General features: G+C 46.8%; 14 protein-coding genes and 1 CRISPR repeat array. Of the genes, 5 read left to right on the top strand and 9 right to left on the bottom strand.

What is annotated here, in order from left to right:
- Positions 1 to 3: 3 nt before the first annotated feature.
- A CRISPR array of direct repeats spans positions 4 to 555; the repeat unit is 37 nt; unit sequence GTTTCAATCCGTCTTTATCTGGATGATATTCAGCAAG.
- 194 nt (positions 556 to 749) lie between these two features.
- The 8 genes from cas4 to ACO2Q8_RS26390 all read right to left on the bottom strand — a co-directional run bounded on the left by cas4 (position 750) and on the right by ACO2Q8_RS26390 (position 9,199).
- Positions 750 to 1,322, bottom strand: a complete 573-nt coding sequence (cas4, locus tag ACO2Q8_RS26425) for a CRISPR-associated protein Cas4 (protein ID WP_423347898.1) — start codon at positions 1,320 to 1,322, stop codon at positions 750 to 752.
- 43 nt (positions 1,323 to 1,365) lie between these two features.
- On the bottom strand, positions 1,366 to 1,656 hold the full coding sequence (gene cas2 / locus ACO2Q8_RS26420) for a CRISPR-associated endonuclease Cas2 (RefSeq protein WP_423347897.1): 291 nt from the start codon (positions 1,654 to 1,656) through the stop codon (positions 1,366 to 1,368).
- 96 nt (positions 1,657 to 1,752) lie between these two features.
- Positions 1,753 to 2,778, bottom strand: coding sequence for a CRISPR-associated endonuclease Cas1 (gene cas1 / locus ACO2Q8_RS26415; protein WP_423347896.1), 1,026 nt, complete (start codon positions 2,776 to 2,778; stop codon positions 1,753 to 1,755).
- 30 nt (positions 2,779 to 2,808) lie between these two features.
- A complete protein-coding gene (locus tag ACO2Q8_RS26410) occupies positions 2,809 to 3,492 on the bottom strand; it encodes a CRISPR-associated endonuclease Cas6 (RefSeq protein WP_423347895.1) in 684 nt (227 codons plus the stop codon).
- Positions 3,489 to 5,717 (bottom strand): CRISPR-associated helicase Cas3', encoded by a 2,229-nt coding sequence (cas3, locus tag ACO2Q8_RS26405; protein WP_423347894.1) that lies wholly within the window; start codon positions 5,715 to 5,717, stop codon positions 3,489 to 3,491. Before cas3 ends, ACO2Q8_RS26410 begins: the two co-directional genes overlap by 4 nt.
- A 4-nt stretch (positions 5,718 to 5,721) precedes the next feature.
- Positions 5,722 to 6,435: a CRISPR-associated protein Cas5 gene (gene cas5, locus ACO2Q8_RS26400; protein ID WP_423347893.1), complete on the bottom strand. Its 714-nt coding sequence runs from the start codon at positions 6,433 to 6,435 to the stop codon at positions 5,722 to 5,724.
- A complete protein-coding gene (cas7i, locus tag ACO2Q8_RS26395; RefSeq protein WP_423347892.1) occupies positions 6,432 to 7,364 on the bottom strand; it encodes a type I-B CRISPR-associated protein Cas7/Cst2/DevR in 933 nt (310 codons plus the stop codon). The genes cas5 and cas7i overlap by 4 nt, the downstream gene beginning before the upstream one ends.
- 5 nt (positions 7,365 to 7,369) lie before the next feature.
- The gene (locus ACO2Q8_RS26390; RefSeq protein WP_423347891.1) at positions 7,370 to 9,199 is read right to left on the bottom strand and encodes a hypothetical protein; all 1,830 of its coding nucleotides are present in this window, start codon (positions 9,197 to 9,199) and stop codon (positions 7,370 to 7,372) included.
- 97 nt (positions 9,200 to 9,296) lie between these two features.
- On the opposite strand from ACO2Q8_RS26390, the gene ACO2Q8_RS26385 reads away from it, so the two are divergent.
- From ACO2Q8_RS26385 to ACO2Q8_RS26370, 4 genes are all read left to right on the top strand, one after another.
- Positions 9,297 to 9,467, top strand: a complete 171-nt coding sequence (locus tag ACO2Q8_RS26385) for a hypothetical protein (RefSeq protein WP_423347890.1) — start codon at positions 9,297 to 9,299, stop codon at positions 9,465 to 9,467.
- Between the two features lie 101 nt (positions 9,468 to 9,568).
- Complete coding sequence (locus tag ACO2Q8_RS26380; RefSeq protein WP_423347889.1) at positions 9,569 to 9,808, top strand: hypothetical protein; 240 nt, start codon at positions 9,569 to 9,571, stop codon at positions 9,806 to 9,808.
- Positions 9,805 to 10,209 (top strand): hypothetical protein, encoded by a 405-nt coding sequence (locus ACO2Q8_RS26375; RefSeq protein ID WP_423347888.1) that lies wholly within the window; start codon positions 9,805 to 9,807, stop codon positions 10,207 to 10,209. Before ACO2Q8_RS26380 ends, ACO2Q8_RS26375 begins: the two co-directional genes overlap by 4 nt.
- A 126-nt stretch (positions 10,210 to 10,335) precedes the next feature.
- The gene (locus ACO2Q8_RS26370; protein ID WP_423347887.1) at positions 10,336 to 10,551 is read left to right on the top strand and encodes a hypothetical protein; all 216 of its coding nucleotides are present in this window, start codon (positions 10,336 to 10,338) and stop codon (positions 10,549 to 10,551) included.
- A gap of 36 nt (positions 10,552 to 10,587) precedes the next feature.
- Here the strand turns inward: ACO2Q8_RS26370 and ACO2Q8_RS26365 are convergent, their stop codons facing one another.
- Complete coding sequence (locus ACO2Q8_RS26365; protein WP_423347886.1) at positions 10,588 to 11,481, bottom strand: helix-turn-helix transcriptional regulator; 894 nt, start codon at positions 11,479 to 11,481, stop codon at positions 10,588 to 10,590.
- A gap of 193 nt (positions 11,482 to 11,674) precedes the next feature.
- Here ACO2Q8_RS26365 and ACO2Q8_RS26360 point away from each other — a divergent pair, with 193 nt between their 5' ends.
- Positions 11,675 to 12,607, top strand: coding sequence for a ring-cleaving dioxygenase (locus ACO2Q8_RS26360; RefSeq protein ID WP_423347885.1), 933 nt, complete (start codon positions 11,675 to 11,677; stop codon positions 12,605 to 12,607).
- Positions 12,608 to 12,663: the final 56 nt, after the last annotated feature.

Below are 12,663 nucleotides of genomic sequence, written 5' to 3'. Positions count from 1 at the left end.
CTCGTTTCAATCCGTCTTTATCTGGATGATATTCAGCAAGGCGGTTGTCATCACCGTTGCCCTGCTGAGAGTCATAGTTTCAATCCGTCTTTATCTGGATGATATTCAGCAAGTATTGAGGACGATGATTTTGAGATTGAAATTCCTTTGTTTCAATCCGTCTTTATCTGGATGATATTCAGCAAGAATTATGATGGGTCACAACGAGTGGGTTAAGTAAAAAGTTTCAATCCGTCTTTATCTGGATGATATTCAGCAAGGATTTCCCGCAAAATACCATTTGACAAATCCTGAAAAGTTTCAATCCGTCTTTATCTGGATGATATTCAGCAAGAATACCAAATATCCGTCTGCCATCCATCACCCGACCGTTTCAATCCGTCTTTATCTGGATGATATTCAGCAAGATTCATATATCCCAGATTTGATGCAATCCGCAATCGAGTTTCAATCCGTCTTTATCTGGATGATATTCAGCAAGTTTGCTGACCAGACAAACAGCCTTCTTCGGTTGTATCGTTTCAATCCGTCTTTATCTGGATGATATTCAGCAAGTCGTCTGACTTGATAATAAACTGATAAGCAAAGCCTTGCGCGAAAAACGCTTGCTCTCGTTTTGGTTTACACAACATGTCAAATAACGATTTTTAAGCATACAATTTGCCATTTTCCGAAAGCACAACTACTACATAATCAATACATTATAAGCGATTCCAGACAGCGTGAAAATAAATTGCCGCCCGGAAAGACTACCGAATGCAGACATTCCGGTACGTACAAGTTACGCAACGGGCTTTGTATTTGGTCGCTTTCGGGAAAAAATTTTGATCGATAATCCGGTAAATCGCTTCGGCGGCTTCCCGGATTTCGGCCAGATCGGTCGGCCCGATCGGTACTTCCACCACTTTGTTTCGACTCCGCGTATACACCAAATACCCCCGCGTTACCTCCCGGCCAAAATTATCCGCAATCAGCCAGGCGTAACAGTACAACTGCGTCCGGTACGTCTCATAAATCCGGTCCTTGAATTCGGCGAACTTGTAATCCAGCGGAGCCATCGTTCCGTCGGCCAGTTCCAGCACCTCATCAATCCGCCCCCGGATATGATCGTTGGTCAGGTATTGGTCCAGGTGCTTGCCGATAACGCCCAGCCGACGGCGCAGATAGTCCTTGTTCTGCTCCAGTTTCTCGTCGTGCAGGTGACGGCCCCGCATCACTTTGTAGTCTTTTTCCTCGTTCTGCGGAATCTGCAACACGTACTCAAAATACGTAAACCGAGGGCAGAATAGGTATTCGATCAGATGGGACGGTGTTAGGGTCAAGGAGTTAGGAGTTAAGAATTAAGAGTTATGAGTTAGACGCGGGTCAGAAAAAGAGGGCGCGGATTTCGTCGGTCACCAGCTTCTTGTCGAAGGCCTGTCCCAGCAAGTCGGTTTGCTGCAATTCGTCGCGGCTCATCGGAAAAATGTAGACCCGGTCTTTTTCTTCGTTGATCAGGTCTTCCAACTGAAGCCGCAGCGTGTCTTTGGCATTCGGCGTCAGTGAACCCAGAAAGCAGGAGAACTGCACCCGGTACAAACCCGCCTGCTGACAAAGCTTGGCGGCTTTCGTACGCGCCTTGTCTTTTTCAATGTCGTAGAGAACCCAGATGATCATGGTAAATGTGCGAAAGAGTGAGAGAGCGAAAGAGTGAAAGAGTGTGGGAACGGTCCGCCGGGCGGTGAATGCGTGCAAGTCAGGCGACCCGCTCTTTCAGTCTTTCGCTCTTTCACTCTTTTGAATCAATTCGTTGGCAAACTGGTGCGCGTCGAGTTGCATGACGTGGCTGCGGCATAAGTTACGGCCCCGATGCCGGATTGGGTCGTCGTCCATGAACGCATTGAAAGCCGTTACCAATAGCGCCTTTCCCTCCGCGTTCAGCGTAGCCCCCGGCTCGCCATTCCGGTTTGCCAGCGGACTTGTGTGGGTTTTATTCACTTTCTTGGCCGAAAACAACCGGAACACCACCTCATCGGCGTAACACCGGTACGGCTCGATGAAATCATAGACCATGCTCAACTGGTTATAATCGTCACGGTGCAGAAAACCGACATACGGGTCGATCCCGGCGATGATCAGGCTCTTTTCGGTTTTGCTGTACAAAATCCCGTACGCGTAATTCAGAAAGGCGTTGAAAGCATCGCGGGCGGGCCGACTGCTGCGCCCGTTGAACCGGTACTCCGGGGGCAGCACGTAACTGAGCGTCTCGAAATACAGCCGCCCGGCCGTGCCCTCCAGCCCCCGCAGGGTTTCGGCCAGGTCGGCCACGCGCGGGGCATCCAGCGTGTTGACCGAGACGCACAGGGCTTCCAGCCGGGCCAGCTTATCGTTCAGAAAATCCGCGTGTTGCGGCCGATGTTTTTTCAGATCTTTGATAAACTGAAGCTGGTTGTCTATCTTGGTCAGCAACCAGCTTTTGATCCAGCGAACGCCCACCGCCGACAAACTGGCCTCCAGTTGGGCCTTCCGGATCTTGGTCGTACTGCCCAGCTTCGAATGCCAAACCCGGCCAATCGGATCGCCGTCCTGCTCGACAAAAACAATATCGACGTTGTTCTGCATCGCCAGCCGAATGGCGTCCGTGCTGAGCGATGTTCCCGTGGCCATGATGATGTGCGTCACTTTCTGCGCCGAATACGGTGTGCTTTTGATCTGACCGTCTTTTTCCCGCAACCGGATGTCGAACATCTGGTCTTTGACGTGCACATAGGTCCCGTAGGTGTTGATGTGAAGCTGCACGAAGGAGTTATGAATTATGAGTTATGAATTTTACTCGATTCGGCGGAGGGCTCCGAAACCCCGGGCGACCTGCTTGCCCAGCCCCAGCCCGTCGGGCAGGATCACGTTGGCGGTAAACTCCCCGGCGAACGCCAGCATGGTCTGGTTTTTGAACTGGGTGGTCCGCTCCTCGGCCTTCAGGCTGACCAGAATCCGTTCGTGCGGTTCCAGCCACAGGCCAAGGTCTTTGAAGACCATCAAAATCTGGTTGGTCAGGATGCGTTTCAGTTGGGCGTGCTGATCGGCGGGCGAACGGTCGCGGTAGTCGCGGTAATTTTCCTGATTGAGGGCCATCCAGAGCGTCTCGAAACGGTACCGGTGCAGGTCGTCGCTCAGCCCGACGGGTGCCTGCTCGTGGCGGATGTGTTTGCTCAGCACGGGGATATGCGCCCCATCGAGGTCTAACTCCCGGATGCGCAGAAACAACTGCGCCAGCAGCGTCGCGCCTTCCCGCAGCCCCACCAGCGTGGGAACTTTCCGCAGCACCTTGTATTGCACCAGCGGGTACGCATACCGCAGCGTGCCGTCCTCGTAATGGTTGTGCAGAATCGGCGAATGCTCCCGGAACAGCTCACCGAAATACCCCCGAAGCTTATGCCCGTCGCGCGTCCGCAGGGCGATTTCCGGAAAGGTGACGGTGGTCAGAGGGAGAAGGGTTTGGGAGAGGGTGGTCATAGCATAACGGTTAGAGGGGTTTCATCTTTTTTTTTGTAGCGCAAGCCACGCTCAAAATCGTAATGGCAGTCAAGATATTTGAACCAATTATGTTTAGGATTAGTATCTATCGAGGTCATACCGTTTTTTTTTGCTTCTTGCCAACGCCAATTCCGAATACTAACTTCATGTTGGCTCTTTTCGAGTATATCTTGAGTCATAAGCATATCTCTAAATTTCATAGGAATTACACTTACAGAATCCAATCCTTCACGGGTGTACGTTTCGTTCATGCCAATGTTGTCTTTGATGTAATGTAGATGGTGTTGTATGTCGGCATATGCATTCAAGCCTTTTTCATAGTTTTTATCGGTTTCAATCTCAGCATCGGCATATACCTCATCTACTAATCTTGTCAACTGACGTTCTGTTAAATGCAAGCCGTGATGCCTTGTCAGCATAACAAACGTATTATTTAATATTTCAGGCGGATATATGTACTTTTCGGTAATTGACTGGTGTTGGAAGACAACGACTACCGACTTTTTATTCGCGTCACGCTTTCTATTGACACGTCCTGCTCGTTGGATAATAGCATCCATTGGAGCATTTTCGGTAAAAAGTATGTCAAAATCTATATCCAAAGACACTTCTACGACCTGGGTTGCGATTAATAACATTGGAATATTTTGCTTCTCAAGTTGTAAAATTTCTTCTTCCTTTTGCAATCTGTCTTTTTGAATAAATCGAGAGTGAAAACAGAACGTATATCGAGTTAAAGAGTGATATTTTTCATAAAGTCCAATAGCTTCATTCACTGTATTGACCACTAATAGAACCTTCTTTTCTGCTTTAATTGCTAATCGTATCTCTTTATCGACCGAATCCACTAAACCGCTTCTAACTTCAAACCGATTTCGAGCAGAATCAAGCAATTCAGTATCTTGGATGACTTGTTCATGATTGATTGCCAACGTCTTTCTTAGAAGATTTTGTAATTTGAGCGGCATTGTGGCCGTCATTACGTAGAAGCGAGTCTGGAAATTTTGTTTGAGATAAAGAATCGAAGCAATAATTAATCCTAATGTATAAGGTTCATATAAGTGGATTTCGTCAATAATAACGCTGGCTTGAAATAAATGGAAAGTTTTCAGTTCCCAATATCCCAAATTAAATCCCTGTGTTAGTAATTGGTCGACGGTGCATACGTTGACGTTTTTGAAAAAAGATTTGTCACGCAAATATTCCTTTTTATCAAAAGCGTCATCAATCTCCTTTCTGTATAAGAAGGCAGACGAATGGACGACCGCACAGTGTTCTGCTCCAAAGTAGTATTGCAGTCGTTTAAAAATTGCGTTTGAGGTAACACGAGTAGGCAACAGATAGATTATCTTATCAAAAGGCTTTTTTTGACTTGCCCAAAGTAGAGATGCTTCCGTTTTGCCGCTGCCTGTGGGAGCAATTGCCAATACGGAACCTGTCCGCTGGCTGTTTAATTGAAACTGTCGAAACGAAAAATCATTAGCAATGGTAATTTTTCCATCTTCGTATAGTTTCTCTCTGATTTTCTGTTGTAGAAAATTCATTTGATAACTAAGGCCTTTAGGCAGCGACTCGTGACCGGAAGCTGTCCAGTCTGAAATATTTAAAATAGCCTTGTAGAATATATAGCTGGTTCTGTCATGCGGCTTTAAGTTAGCTGACGTACTTTTTATAAATTGTTCAAATCTGATGTACAGCCCTCTCATCGATACACGGACGAAGTAATCATTTACTGACTGCGGAAATGAAATGGCATAACTGGCTTTTTGAGTGCGATTCACAACAAAAAGAGCTAAGTCTTTAAAGTCAGCATCTTCAATGCGTAGTTCTTTGAGCGCGTCATCCTGAAACAGCGTATCTGTTAACGGTTTATGGTGGCTAAATACCGCATAAAGCGGTAGGGTGTTCAATAAATAAAATTTTGGTTTTAGCGCAAAAAGAACCATACCCGACAAAAACTCATGCCGGATATGGTTATCATAGTTTTTAACTCGCTTGTGAATAGTGTCTTGAAAATTAACGCATACTTTACCAAAATCATGGAAAAGTACAGACAAGAATGACTGTTCCCAAAATGAATCTGGTAAGCCAAAAACGGACTGATATCGTATCTTTACTGCGTTCCAAACGGCAAGAGCATTGTTAGTATGAACAACAAGCGTTTCTTCATCCGGGGCCGATTTTGCCAAAATATGTTCAAGCATAGCATTACATTTTTAAGTCGAAAACCGGGACAAAAATCTCCCCAATCTGAATCCCTTCGACACGGTAATTTAACTGCATTTGTTCGCCAATAAATGATAGCTTTTGCCGCCGGACTACCTGCCGTGCACCATAATCCGAATCATAAGTAAAACGAGTAGGCAAATCAAAAGCAATTGGATCAGAGGTCGTGTAAATAGAGAATGACAATGTTGAACTATTTACATTTTCTAGAACATCAGCAACTACATCGCCAGCCACTAGACAGTTTACAACTTGGTTATTTTGACTAGTTTCTGAAATAATCGTTACTCCAACGATTTTTGCCAGCGAATCGCTATTCCCCATTGTCAAACAGTAAATAGGATTAAGAAAAGCGGCCTGTAATTCAGCAATGCAGGCAAAGTCGTCTGTTCCAAAGGCAATTAGAAAATGGCTATCGTAAAGTAGTTCCCGCAGAACTATACTTCCCAGTCCGTCAAACGTGTTGTACTTCCATAAATCTGTTGCCATTCCTTCGGATTGCCCAAATACACCCAGTCGAAAATTCCGCCCCTCAAAGTAAGTCTGTGCTGCTTTAGGACTAAGGCCCAACGCGGCACCTGCCAATCCAATCAGCGTGGTAGGCGGAGGGAGTGGCAGAGACTTATGAAAGTTCTGAAAATCAGGATTACGGAACGATGCCGTTAGAGTAAGTATATCAACAACACAATATCTCATGAAACTTTTGATGTTGAATAGTAATCCTCAACCCATTTTTCAATAGCAGAGAAGCCATCTTTTAGGCTATTTATTTTTAAGTCTGGTACGTTATTAGCCAGTGGGAAAACCGCATCTTGTTTAGCAAAGACGTGTTGAACGATAAACGGTTCGTAATCATTAACCACACTAGTTAGTTTCTCGTATTGGATATTGCCATCGAATGTTACGTTGACAGCTTCCAAGAAAATGGGATTTTTGACTCGCATACAAGCCGCAGCAATAAATTTTGGCGAAATGTCAGCCAGAAATCTAGTTTGTCGACCACTGCTCCACAGGTTACGAAATGCGTTCAGGAATGCCAGCACGCGTTCTTTATTTTTATCATTATCCGATACTCCTTTCTCAAAACCCTGACCACTTCCTACGCGGTCTAATTCGATTAATATAGTACCTCGATAAATTCCAGAATGAATCTCAGTTTCAAAAATGTTTGGATCAGCCCCAACACTCTTACCCATGTAGTTGGTAGCATAGTCCAAGTCACCTTTGTATTCTGAGAGAGCGACTAACGATTCTACCCTAATTGGTGAGGTACGGATAGTAGACGTGCCTTTCCCCTTTTCCTCTTTGGATGGAGCCGCGTCCATATACCCGAACAAATCATCGTCGATAAAATCGGCCGGTTGAATTTGAGTTTTAGGTGCCCCTTTTTTCGCACTAGCTTCCTGAACTGGTGATAGTTTATGACCCATCTCACCTAAGCGGTCGCGTAACGCCCGACGTATGGCCTGCGAGGACACATAGGGGAGTTCATGGCCGTTACTCAACGTGATTTTTTTGATGGGATTGATATTGTCTACCTCTTTGTCTGCTCCGTTCAAACTGGCAAACGATACTTTAGACAGATATGTGATGGTGATGCTGTTAGGCTTCTGTTCGGAAGTCATGTGGTTTAATTGTTTTGGGGTTTAATAATTGAATTGACGATATTAAGAGCTGCGATTACTGCAAACTGCTTAACGAAGACAAAATTTTCTTCGCTCAGGCCGTTCAGCAAATCAGCGTTCACAACTAGGCCATATTTTGTCTGGAAACGGATTATGGCTTCACGGAACTGCTCAGAAGTTCGAGCTTTGTGCAGACCGATGATATAACCACGAGCATCCTTAGCATTGCTCTGTGCATCACCTTCATCGTATGTTTTTACACTCATACCAATACTTGAGCCGAGTTTGATGGCTCGTTCTTGAAGGGTTTTGTAATCTGGTTTGTCCATCGTGAGCTGAATGATTGGTTCGTATAGTTCAATAAATAGTTGGAGTTGTTTGTAGTCTTTGAAACCGACCGGTTCAGCCGAGTTTAGATAGATATAGCACTGAAAGAAAAGACTCTCTATTTCGTCAAGTACAGATTTGCCCTTTAGTACCTTATCCAAGACCGCGTTACGAAGCTGCCGCTCTAGGCGATAATGATTCTTGTTCTTTTTCTCAGATGGTTTAAGCAATTTAAGACTTCCCAGCAGATTTCGAAAATTAACTTTATTGACTTCAAGATGGGCCAACAATCGAATGACAAATTTGAAATTATTAAATGTCTCGTAGGCCCCAGGCCGAAGAGTACTGGCGAACTTATCTGCTTGGAATGAAATGAGATTGATAGGAGCTGGTTGCCCGAAGATGTCACTGAAAATATCTTTTATATCGTTTTCATGTTGCAGTTTCTCCAGGCCGCGCCCGAACAAAAAATTTCGATATACGGTGTAAATCAGCATGAATAAAATCTCAGCACGCTCTGTATAATCTTTGCCAGCTGAAAGACGGTCCTCATCAGATTTTGAACCGTATCCAAAATTATATAGGCTAAAGTTTGACTGATAATTTGAATCAATTAATTGTTGCTTGTCTTTGAACAATGATTGATTTTGAGCATATAATTTTTGCAAGTTCAACAATGAGTCAGATTCAAATAAATAGCTTACCATACTGTCTAATCCGCTGATGTATGCATAAAAGCACAATTTGGGCGCAAAACGGCTTATATACACTGCCTTCCAGCCCAGCTGGATAGACGAATCTCCCTTTAAAAACGAATTAAAATTTTTTATTCCTTTAATAAAAGGCGAGGTACACGTTGAATCTATAAGTTTCTCGTAGCCATCGCCTGTAAGTGAACATCGATCCCTACCGGGATTGATATATCGCCAGTCAAACACCAAATCGGTTAGTTTCTTATAACCAGCACCAATGAATATGTTTGAATCTCCGCCTGTGTTTTCTACTATTTTACCGTTGATTTTTTCGTTTTCAACGACACTATTTTCAATGACTGTGTAGAGTTTAAGTTTTTTTCCTTTACTGTGCAAGAATAAAGCCACTTTCTGTGCAAAATCTGGCTCTTCATTAAGCAACGCATTAAACCTTTTGCTTTCTCCTTCTTTGCTTGCGGTTGGTTGTGCGTCGTTTGTAATTAACTCCGCCAAGCCATATGTTTTCATTTTAGCGAATGGAACGGCTTCAAATGGCTGACGGATAAAATAGTATTTATCAATCTTTTCTAAAGCATTCTTACCGCTTGTGTCATACACCTCTCGCCCCATACGCCAGTAAATAGCTTCCAGTACAGAAAGTAGGTCAACATGCTCAACTGAAAGCAAATCAGCGGACAATTTAAACTCAAGTGTATTGTCAATATCTGCCTTGTAGCGTTCGAGATACTGATATAAAGCTACTATACCCACATTGAGCAAAACATTGGAAGATCGGTTAAATGTAATTGATTGCATACCTTGTTTGTTTTACGTCAGCAAAGCAAATTTGATTCTGTGACAAATGCCGTCACTTAATTTTATCCAATACCTTTAGTTAAAACTCAATTGCCCGATGAACAGGAAATCAAAAGATTTTGGTGCGGTTAAGAATGAAATCACCGGCAAAACTATCCGCGAAATGACCTGGGAGGAAATCCTGAGTCTCCCCACCGAGCGGCTTTCCCGCGAGGAAGCCCTGCGCCGGATCGCCAAAGCCAGACGGGCCGCGAAAAGCAACAAGTAAATTCCATTGTCTTCTTCCATTTCGGTCCGGGCTGTCTTTTTGTTCATAGAAACCTTTCCGCACTTATTTTCGTATTTTTGGTAGGTTAACTTCTTCGTCACATGACTCCGCAGCAACCGACTATTATTGAAACACCTGACGCTTTCATTGTCAACGGCATTGTCGTTGCCAAACTGAAAAAAGGGCAATCGATCAGCTACGATCCGGCGGTCATTAAAGCCATTGGCGCTGACCTATTCTTCGATCTGGTGGGGCCCAAACAATCCCTGCCCATTCCCGATCTCGGCTTTACCGATGCCGAATGGGACGACATGGAAAGACAAATCCGTGAGGATCAATGATTTTTGACACCAACCTCATTCTCCGCCATATCCGCACCCGGACGCTGCTCCCGGTTCGCACGATCATTCCCATCATCGTAGCCGGAGAACTTGAAGCCCTGGCTTTACGCAATGACTGGGGGTATCAAAAGGTCAAATTTCTGCAACATCTGCTCGATACGTACCCTACTGCGGAGCCTAATCGCGCCGTAGCCCGGCTTTATGGCGAAGTGGAAGCCTACAGCCAGGGGCGGTTCAGCAGTCACCCACTTCCGCCCGGGATTAGCGCTCGCAATATGGGAAAGAACGATTTGTGGATTGCCGTGCTTGGCCTCTACCTGGACATGGAAGTCCACACAAGCGACCATGATTTTGACCATTTACCAACATTTGGTTTAAAACTCGTTAAGCATCCAGTTTAAACTCACTAATCCTCCTCTTCAGATACGCCCAAAACTCCTTTTAGTGCCGGGTTCTGCTTGCCTTCTCTTTTGCGGAAACTTTTCCCGCCTACTTATTAGTATCTTTAATCACCAAACGAGTCGATCATGACACTACTCCAACTTCCTGTTCCCGAAGAAACCGCTCAACGGTTTCGCACCTTATCGGAGCAACAACAGATACTGCTTTCTCAGTTGGTGACCGATTGTCTGGCCGAATCAGGCAACCTGCTGGAAGTAATGGATTACATTAGCTTCAAAGCCACTCAACGCGGACTGACGCCCGACCTGTTGCAACGGTATTCTAATTTTAAGCCCATCTGATTTTTTGAGTTGGTTAACTACCGTTGGCTGACTGCATTACAATCCTTCAAACTCCCCGATTCGCCCCCGCAAATACGCCCGCAAGCCCTCCGGCTCCACGACCCTGACTTCCCCCGGCAACCCCAGAATAAACCGCCCGATGCCCCGAAAATCGCGGACTTCACCTCGGAAGCCGTACGGAAAACCGGCATCATGACGGGCATACGTATACGCCCTCGCAGGCGGGAAGTCTTCAATGAATAGACGATAGGCCCGATTGGTGAATAGCAGATCGACACGTATTTTTTCCGGCCCCGCAAAACCGAATAAATCCAGCGGCTCATCTACGCTCCGGTAGTGTCCGGGCATCTCCAGCGTTTCCACATCCTCGATGCGCCGGATTTTGAACGTCTTTACCTGCCCGTCGGCGGGTTCGTAGGCATTGAGCACCCGGTAATCCTCCGTGAACGAGAGCGGTTCGACCAGCCGGTCGGCCACGGTATTCGAATTTGTCGACTGGTACCGGATCAGCCGAACCTGCCGCTGGTCCCGCAGGGCTTCCGCCAGGCGCTCCACGATCCGGCCCTGGTGCAGGTCTACCAGACCATCCGCCAGCGGCTGTAAGGTCGACGCCAAAAACAGCTTTTGCCAAATCCCCGGCAGCAACGGATGCGTTGGGGCCACGCTGGCCATCGCGTGCCGGATCACCTGCGTTTCCTCCTCCGTAAACCGGGCCTGGCGGACGGTTTCGTCCTCGAAGATAAAATAGCGGGGCGGTTTTCCGTCGCGGTCCACCTCGTAGCCGACCGACTCCAGAAAGATCAAATACCGGTACACCGACCGGGTCGTCGTCTCCAGCGATTGAGCCAGTTGGCCGATGGTTTTGCCGGGCCGCTGTTTGAGCAACCGAATCAATTTAAATACCCGTAAAAGCTTCTGTTGCTCCGTCATAGGTGAGAACGTCGAGTGCGCTAATTAAGAAAACTGCCTGAGTATTGTTACTTAATTTTATTTTTCGGTAGTAAAAAAAGAGAACATTCGTCGCCCCATTCCTATCTTCCGCTTTTCCCCTAAATCCCGACGGTTTTCTTGCCAAATGGCCGCGCTTTTTCCTAACTTCCCCGGTCATTCATCCAACCCAGTCATGGAAAATCGCATTCTAGGCATTCACCACATCACGGCCATTGCCGGTACGGCAAAGCGCAATTTCAATTTTTACACCAACGTACTCGGTCTGCGGTTTGTCAAAAAAACCGTCAATTTCGATGACCCGGAAACGTACCATTTCTACTTCGGCAACGAAACCGGCTCACCGGGCACCATCCTGACGTTCTTTCCCTGGGAAGGTACCGCGCCGGGCCGACGCGGTACGGGCATGGCGACCGAAATTGGCTATTCGGTGCCCGCCGGAAGTCTGGATTTCTGGCTGACACGGTTCCAGGAGCGCGGCATTCTGTACAACAAACCCACCGAGCGGTTTGGCGAAACATACCTGCCGTTCCTGGACCCCGACGGTCTGAAGCTGGAGTTGATCGTTTCGAAAACCGCCGACGAGCGCGCGCCCTGGGAAACCGCCGACGTCAACGCCGACGTAGCGACCAAAGGCTTTCACAACGTGACGCTGACGCTCGAATCGATCAAAAACACGGCCGATTTGCTGACGGATATTTTTAGCTACCAACTTGTTGAGCAGCACGTCAATCGCTACCGATTTACTACCGACGCGGTTCCGAATGCGGCTTTGGTGGACCTGGTCGAAGTGCCGGGCGAAAAACGCGGCCAGGTGGCCAGTGGAACGATTCACCACGTCGCGTTCCGGGTCAAAGACGATGCCGCCCAGATGGCGTTCCGGGAGCGGATTGCCGCCCGGGGCTTCAACGTCACCGAGCCCCTCGACCGGAATTATTTCCATTCGATTTACTTCCGCGAACCGGGGGGCGTCCTGTTCGAAATTGCCACCGACAACCCCGGTTTTACCGTCGACGAACCGCTCGGCGAACTGGGAACGAATCTGAAATTACCGCCCCAGTACGAACCCCGCCGGGCGCAGATCGAAAGCCAGTTGCCGGTGCTCTAGTACCCACGGGCTTTAGCCCGTGTGAGCTTTTATGATCTAGTAGTTGATATCAACTT

The sequence above is a fragment of the Larkinella sp. VNQ87 genome (genome assembly GCF_049445795.1).
GTDB lineage: Bacteria > Bacteroidota > Bacteroidia > Cytophagales > Spirosomataceae > Larkinella.
Note: the sequence above shows the minus strand (reverse complement) of the source record. Positions and strands in the feature narration are given on the sequence as shown.

Bases quoted from the DNA above. Each gene is read 5' to 3' on its own strand.
- cas2 (WP_423347897.1), bottom strand. From the start codon at position 1,656: ATGATCATCTGGGTTCTCTACGACATTGAAAAAGACAAGGCGCGTACG.
- ACO2Q8_RS26410 (WP_423347895.1), bottom strand. From the start codon at position 3,492: ATGACCACCCTCTCCCAAACCCTTCTCCCTCTGACCACCGTCACCTTT.
- cas3 (WP_423347894.1), bottom strand. From the start codon at position 5,717: ATGCTTGAACATATTTTGGCAAAATCGGCCCCGGATGAAGAAACGCTT.
- cas5 (WP_423347893.1), bottom strand. From the start codon at position 6,435: ATGAGATATTGTGTTGTTGATATACTTACTCTAACGGCATCGTTCCGT.
- cas7i (WP_423347892.1), bottom strand. From the start codon at position 7,364: ATGACTTCCGAACAGAAGCCTAACAGCATCACCATCACATATCTGTCT.
- ACO2Q8_RS26390 (WP_423347891.1), bottom strand. From the start codon at position 9,199: ATGCAATCAATTACATTTAACCGATCTTCCAATGTTTTGCTCAATGTG.
- ACO2Q8_RS26385 (WP_423347890.1), top strand. From the start codon at position 9,297: ATGAACAGGAAATCAAAAGATTTTGGTGCGGTTAAGAATGAAATCACC.
- ACO2Q8_RS26380 (WP_423347889.1), top strand. From the start codon at position 9,569: ATGACTCCGCAGCAACCGACTATTATTGAAACACCTGACGCTTTCATT.
- ACO2Q8_RS26375 (WP_423347888.1), top strand. From the start codon at position 9,805: ATGATTTTTGACACCAACCTCATTCTCCGCCATATCCGCACCCGGACG.
- ACO2Q8_RS26370 (WP_423347887.1), top strand. From the start codon at position 10,336: ATGACACTACTCCAACTTCCTGTTCCCGAAGAAACCGCTCAACGGTTT.
- ACO2Q8_RS26365 (WP_423347886.1), bottom strand. From the start codon at position 11,481: ATGACGGAGCAACAGAAGCTTTTACGGGTATTTAAATTGATTCGGTTG.
- ACO2Q8_RS26360 (WP_423347885.1), top strand. From the start codon at position 11,675: ATGGAAAATCGCATTCTAGGCATTCACCACATCACGGCCATTGCCGGT.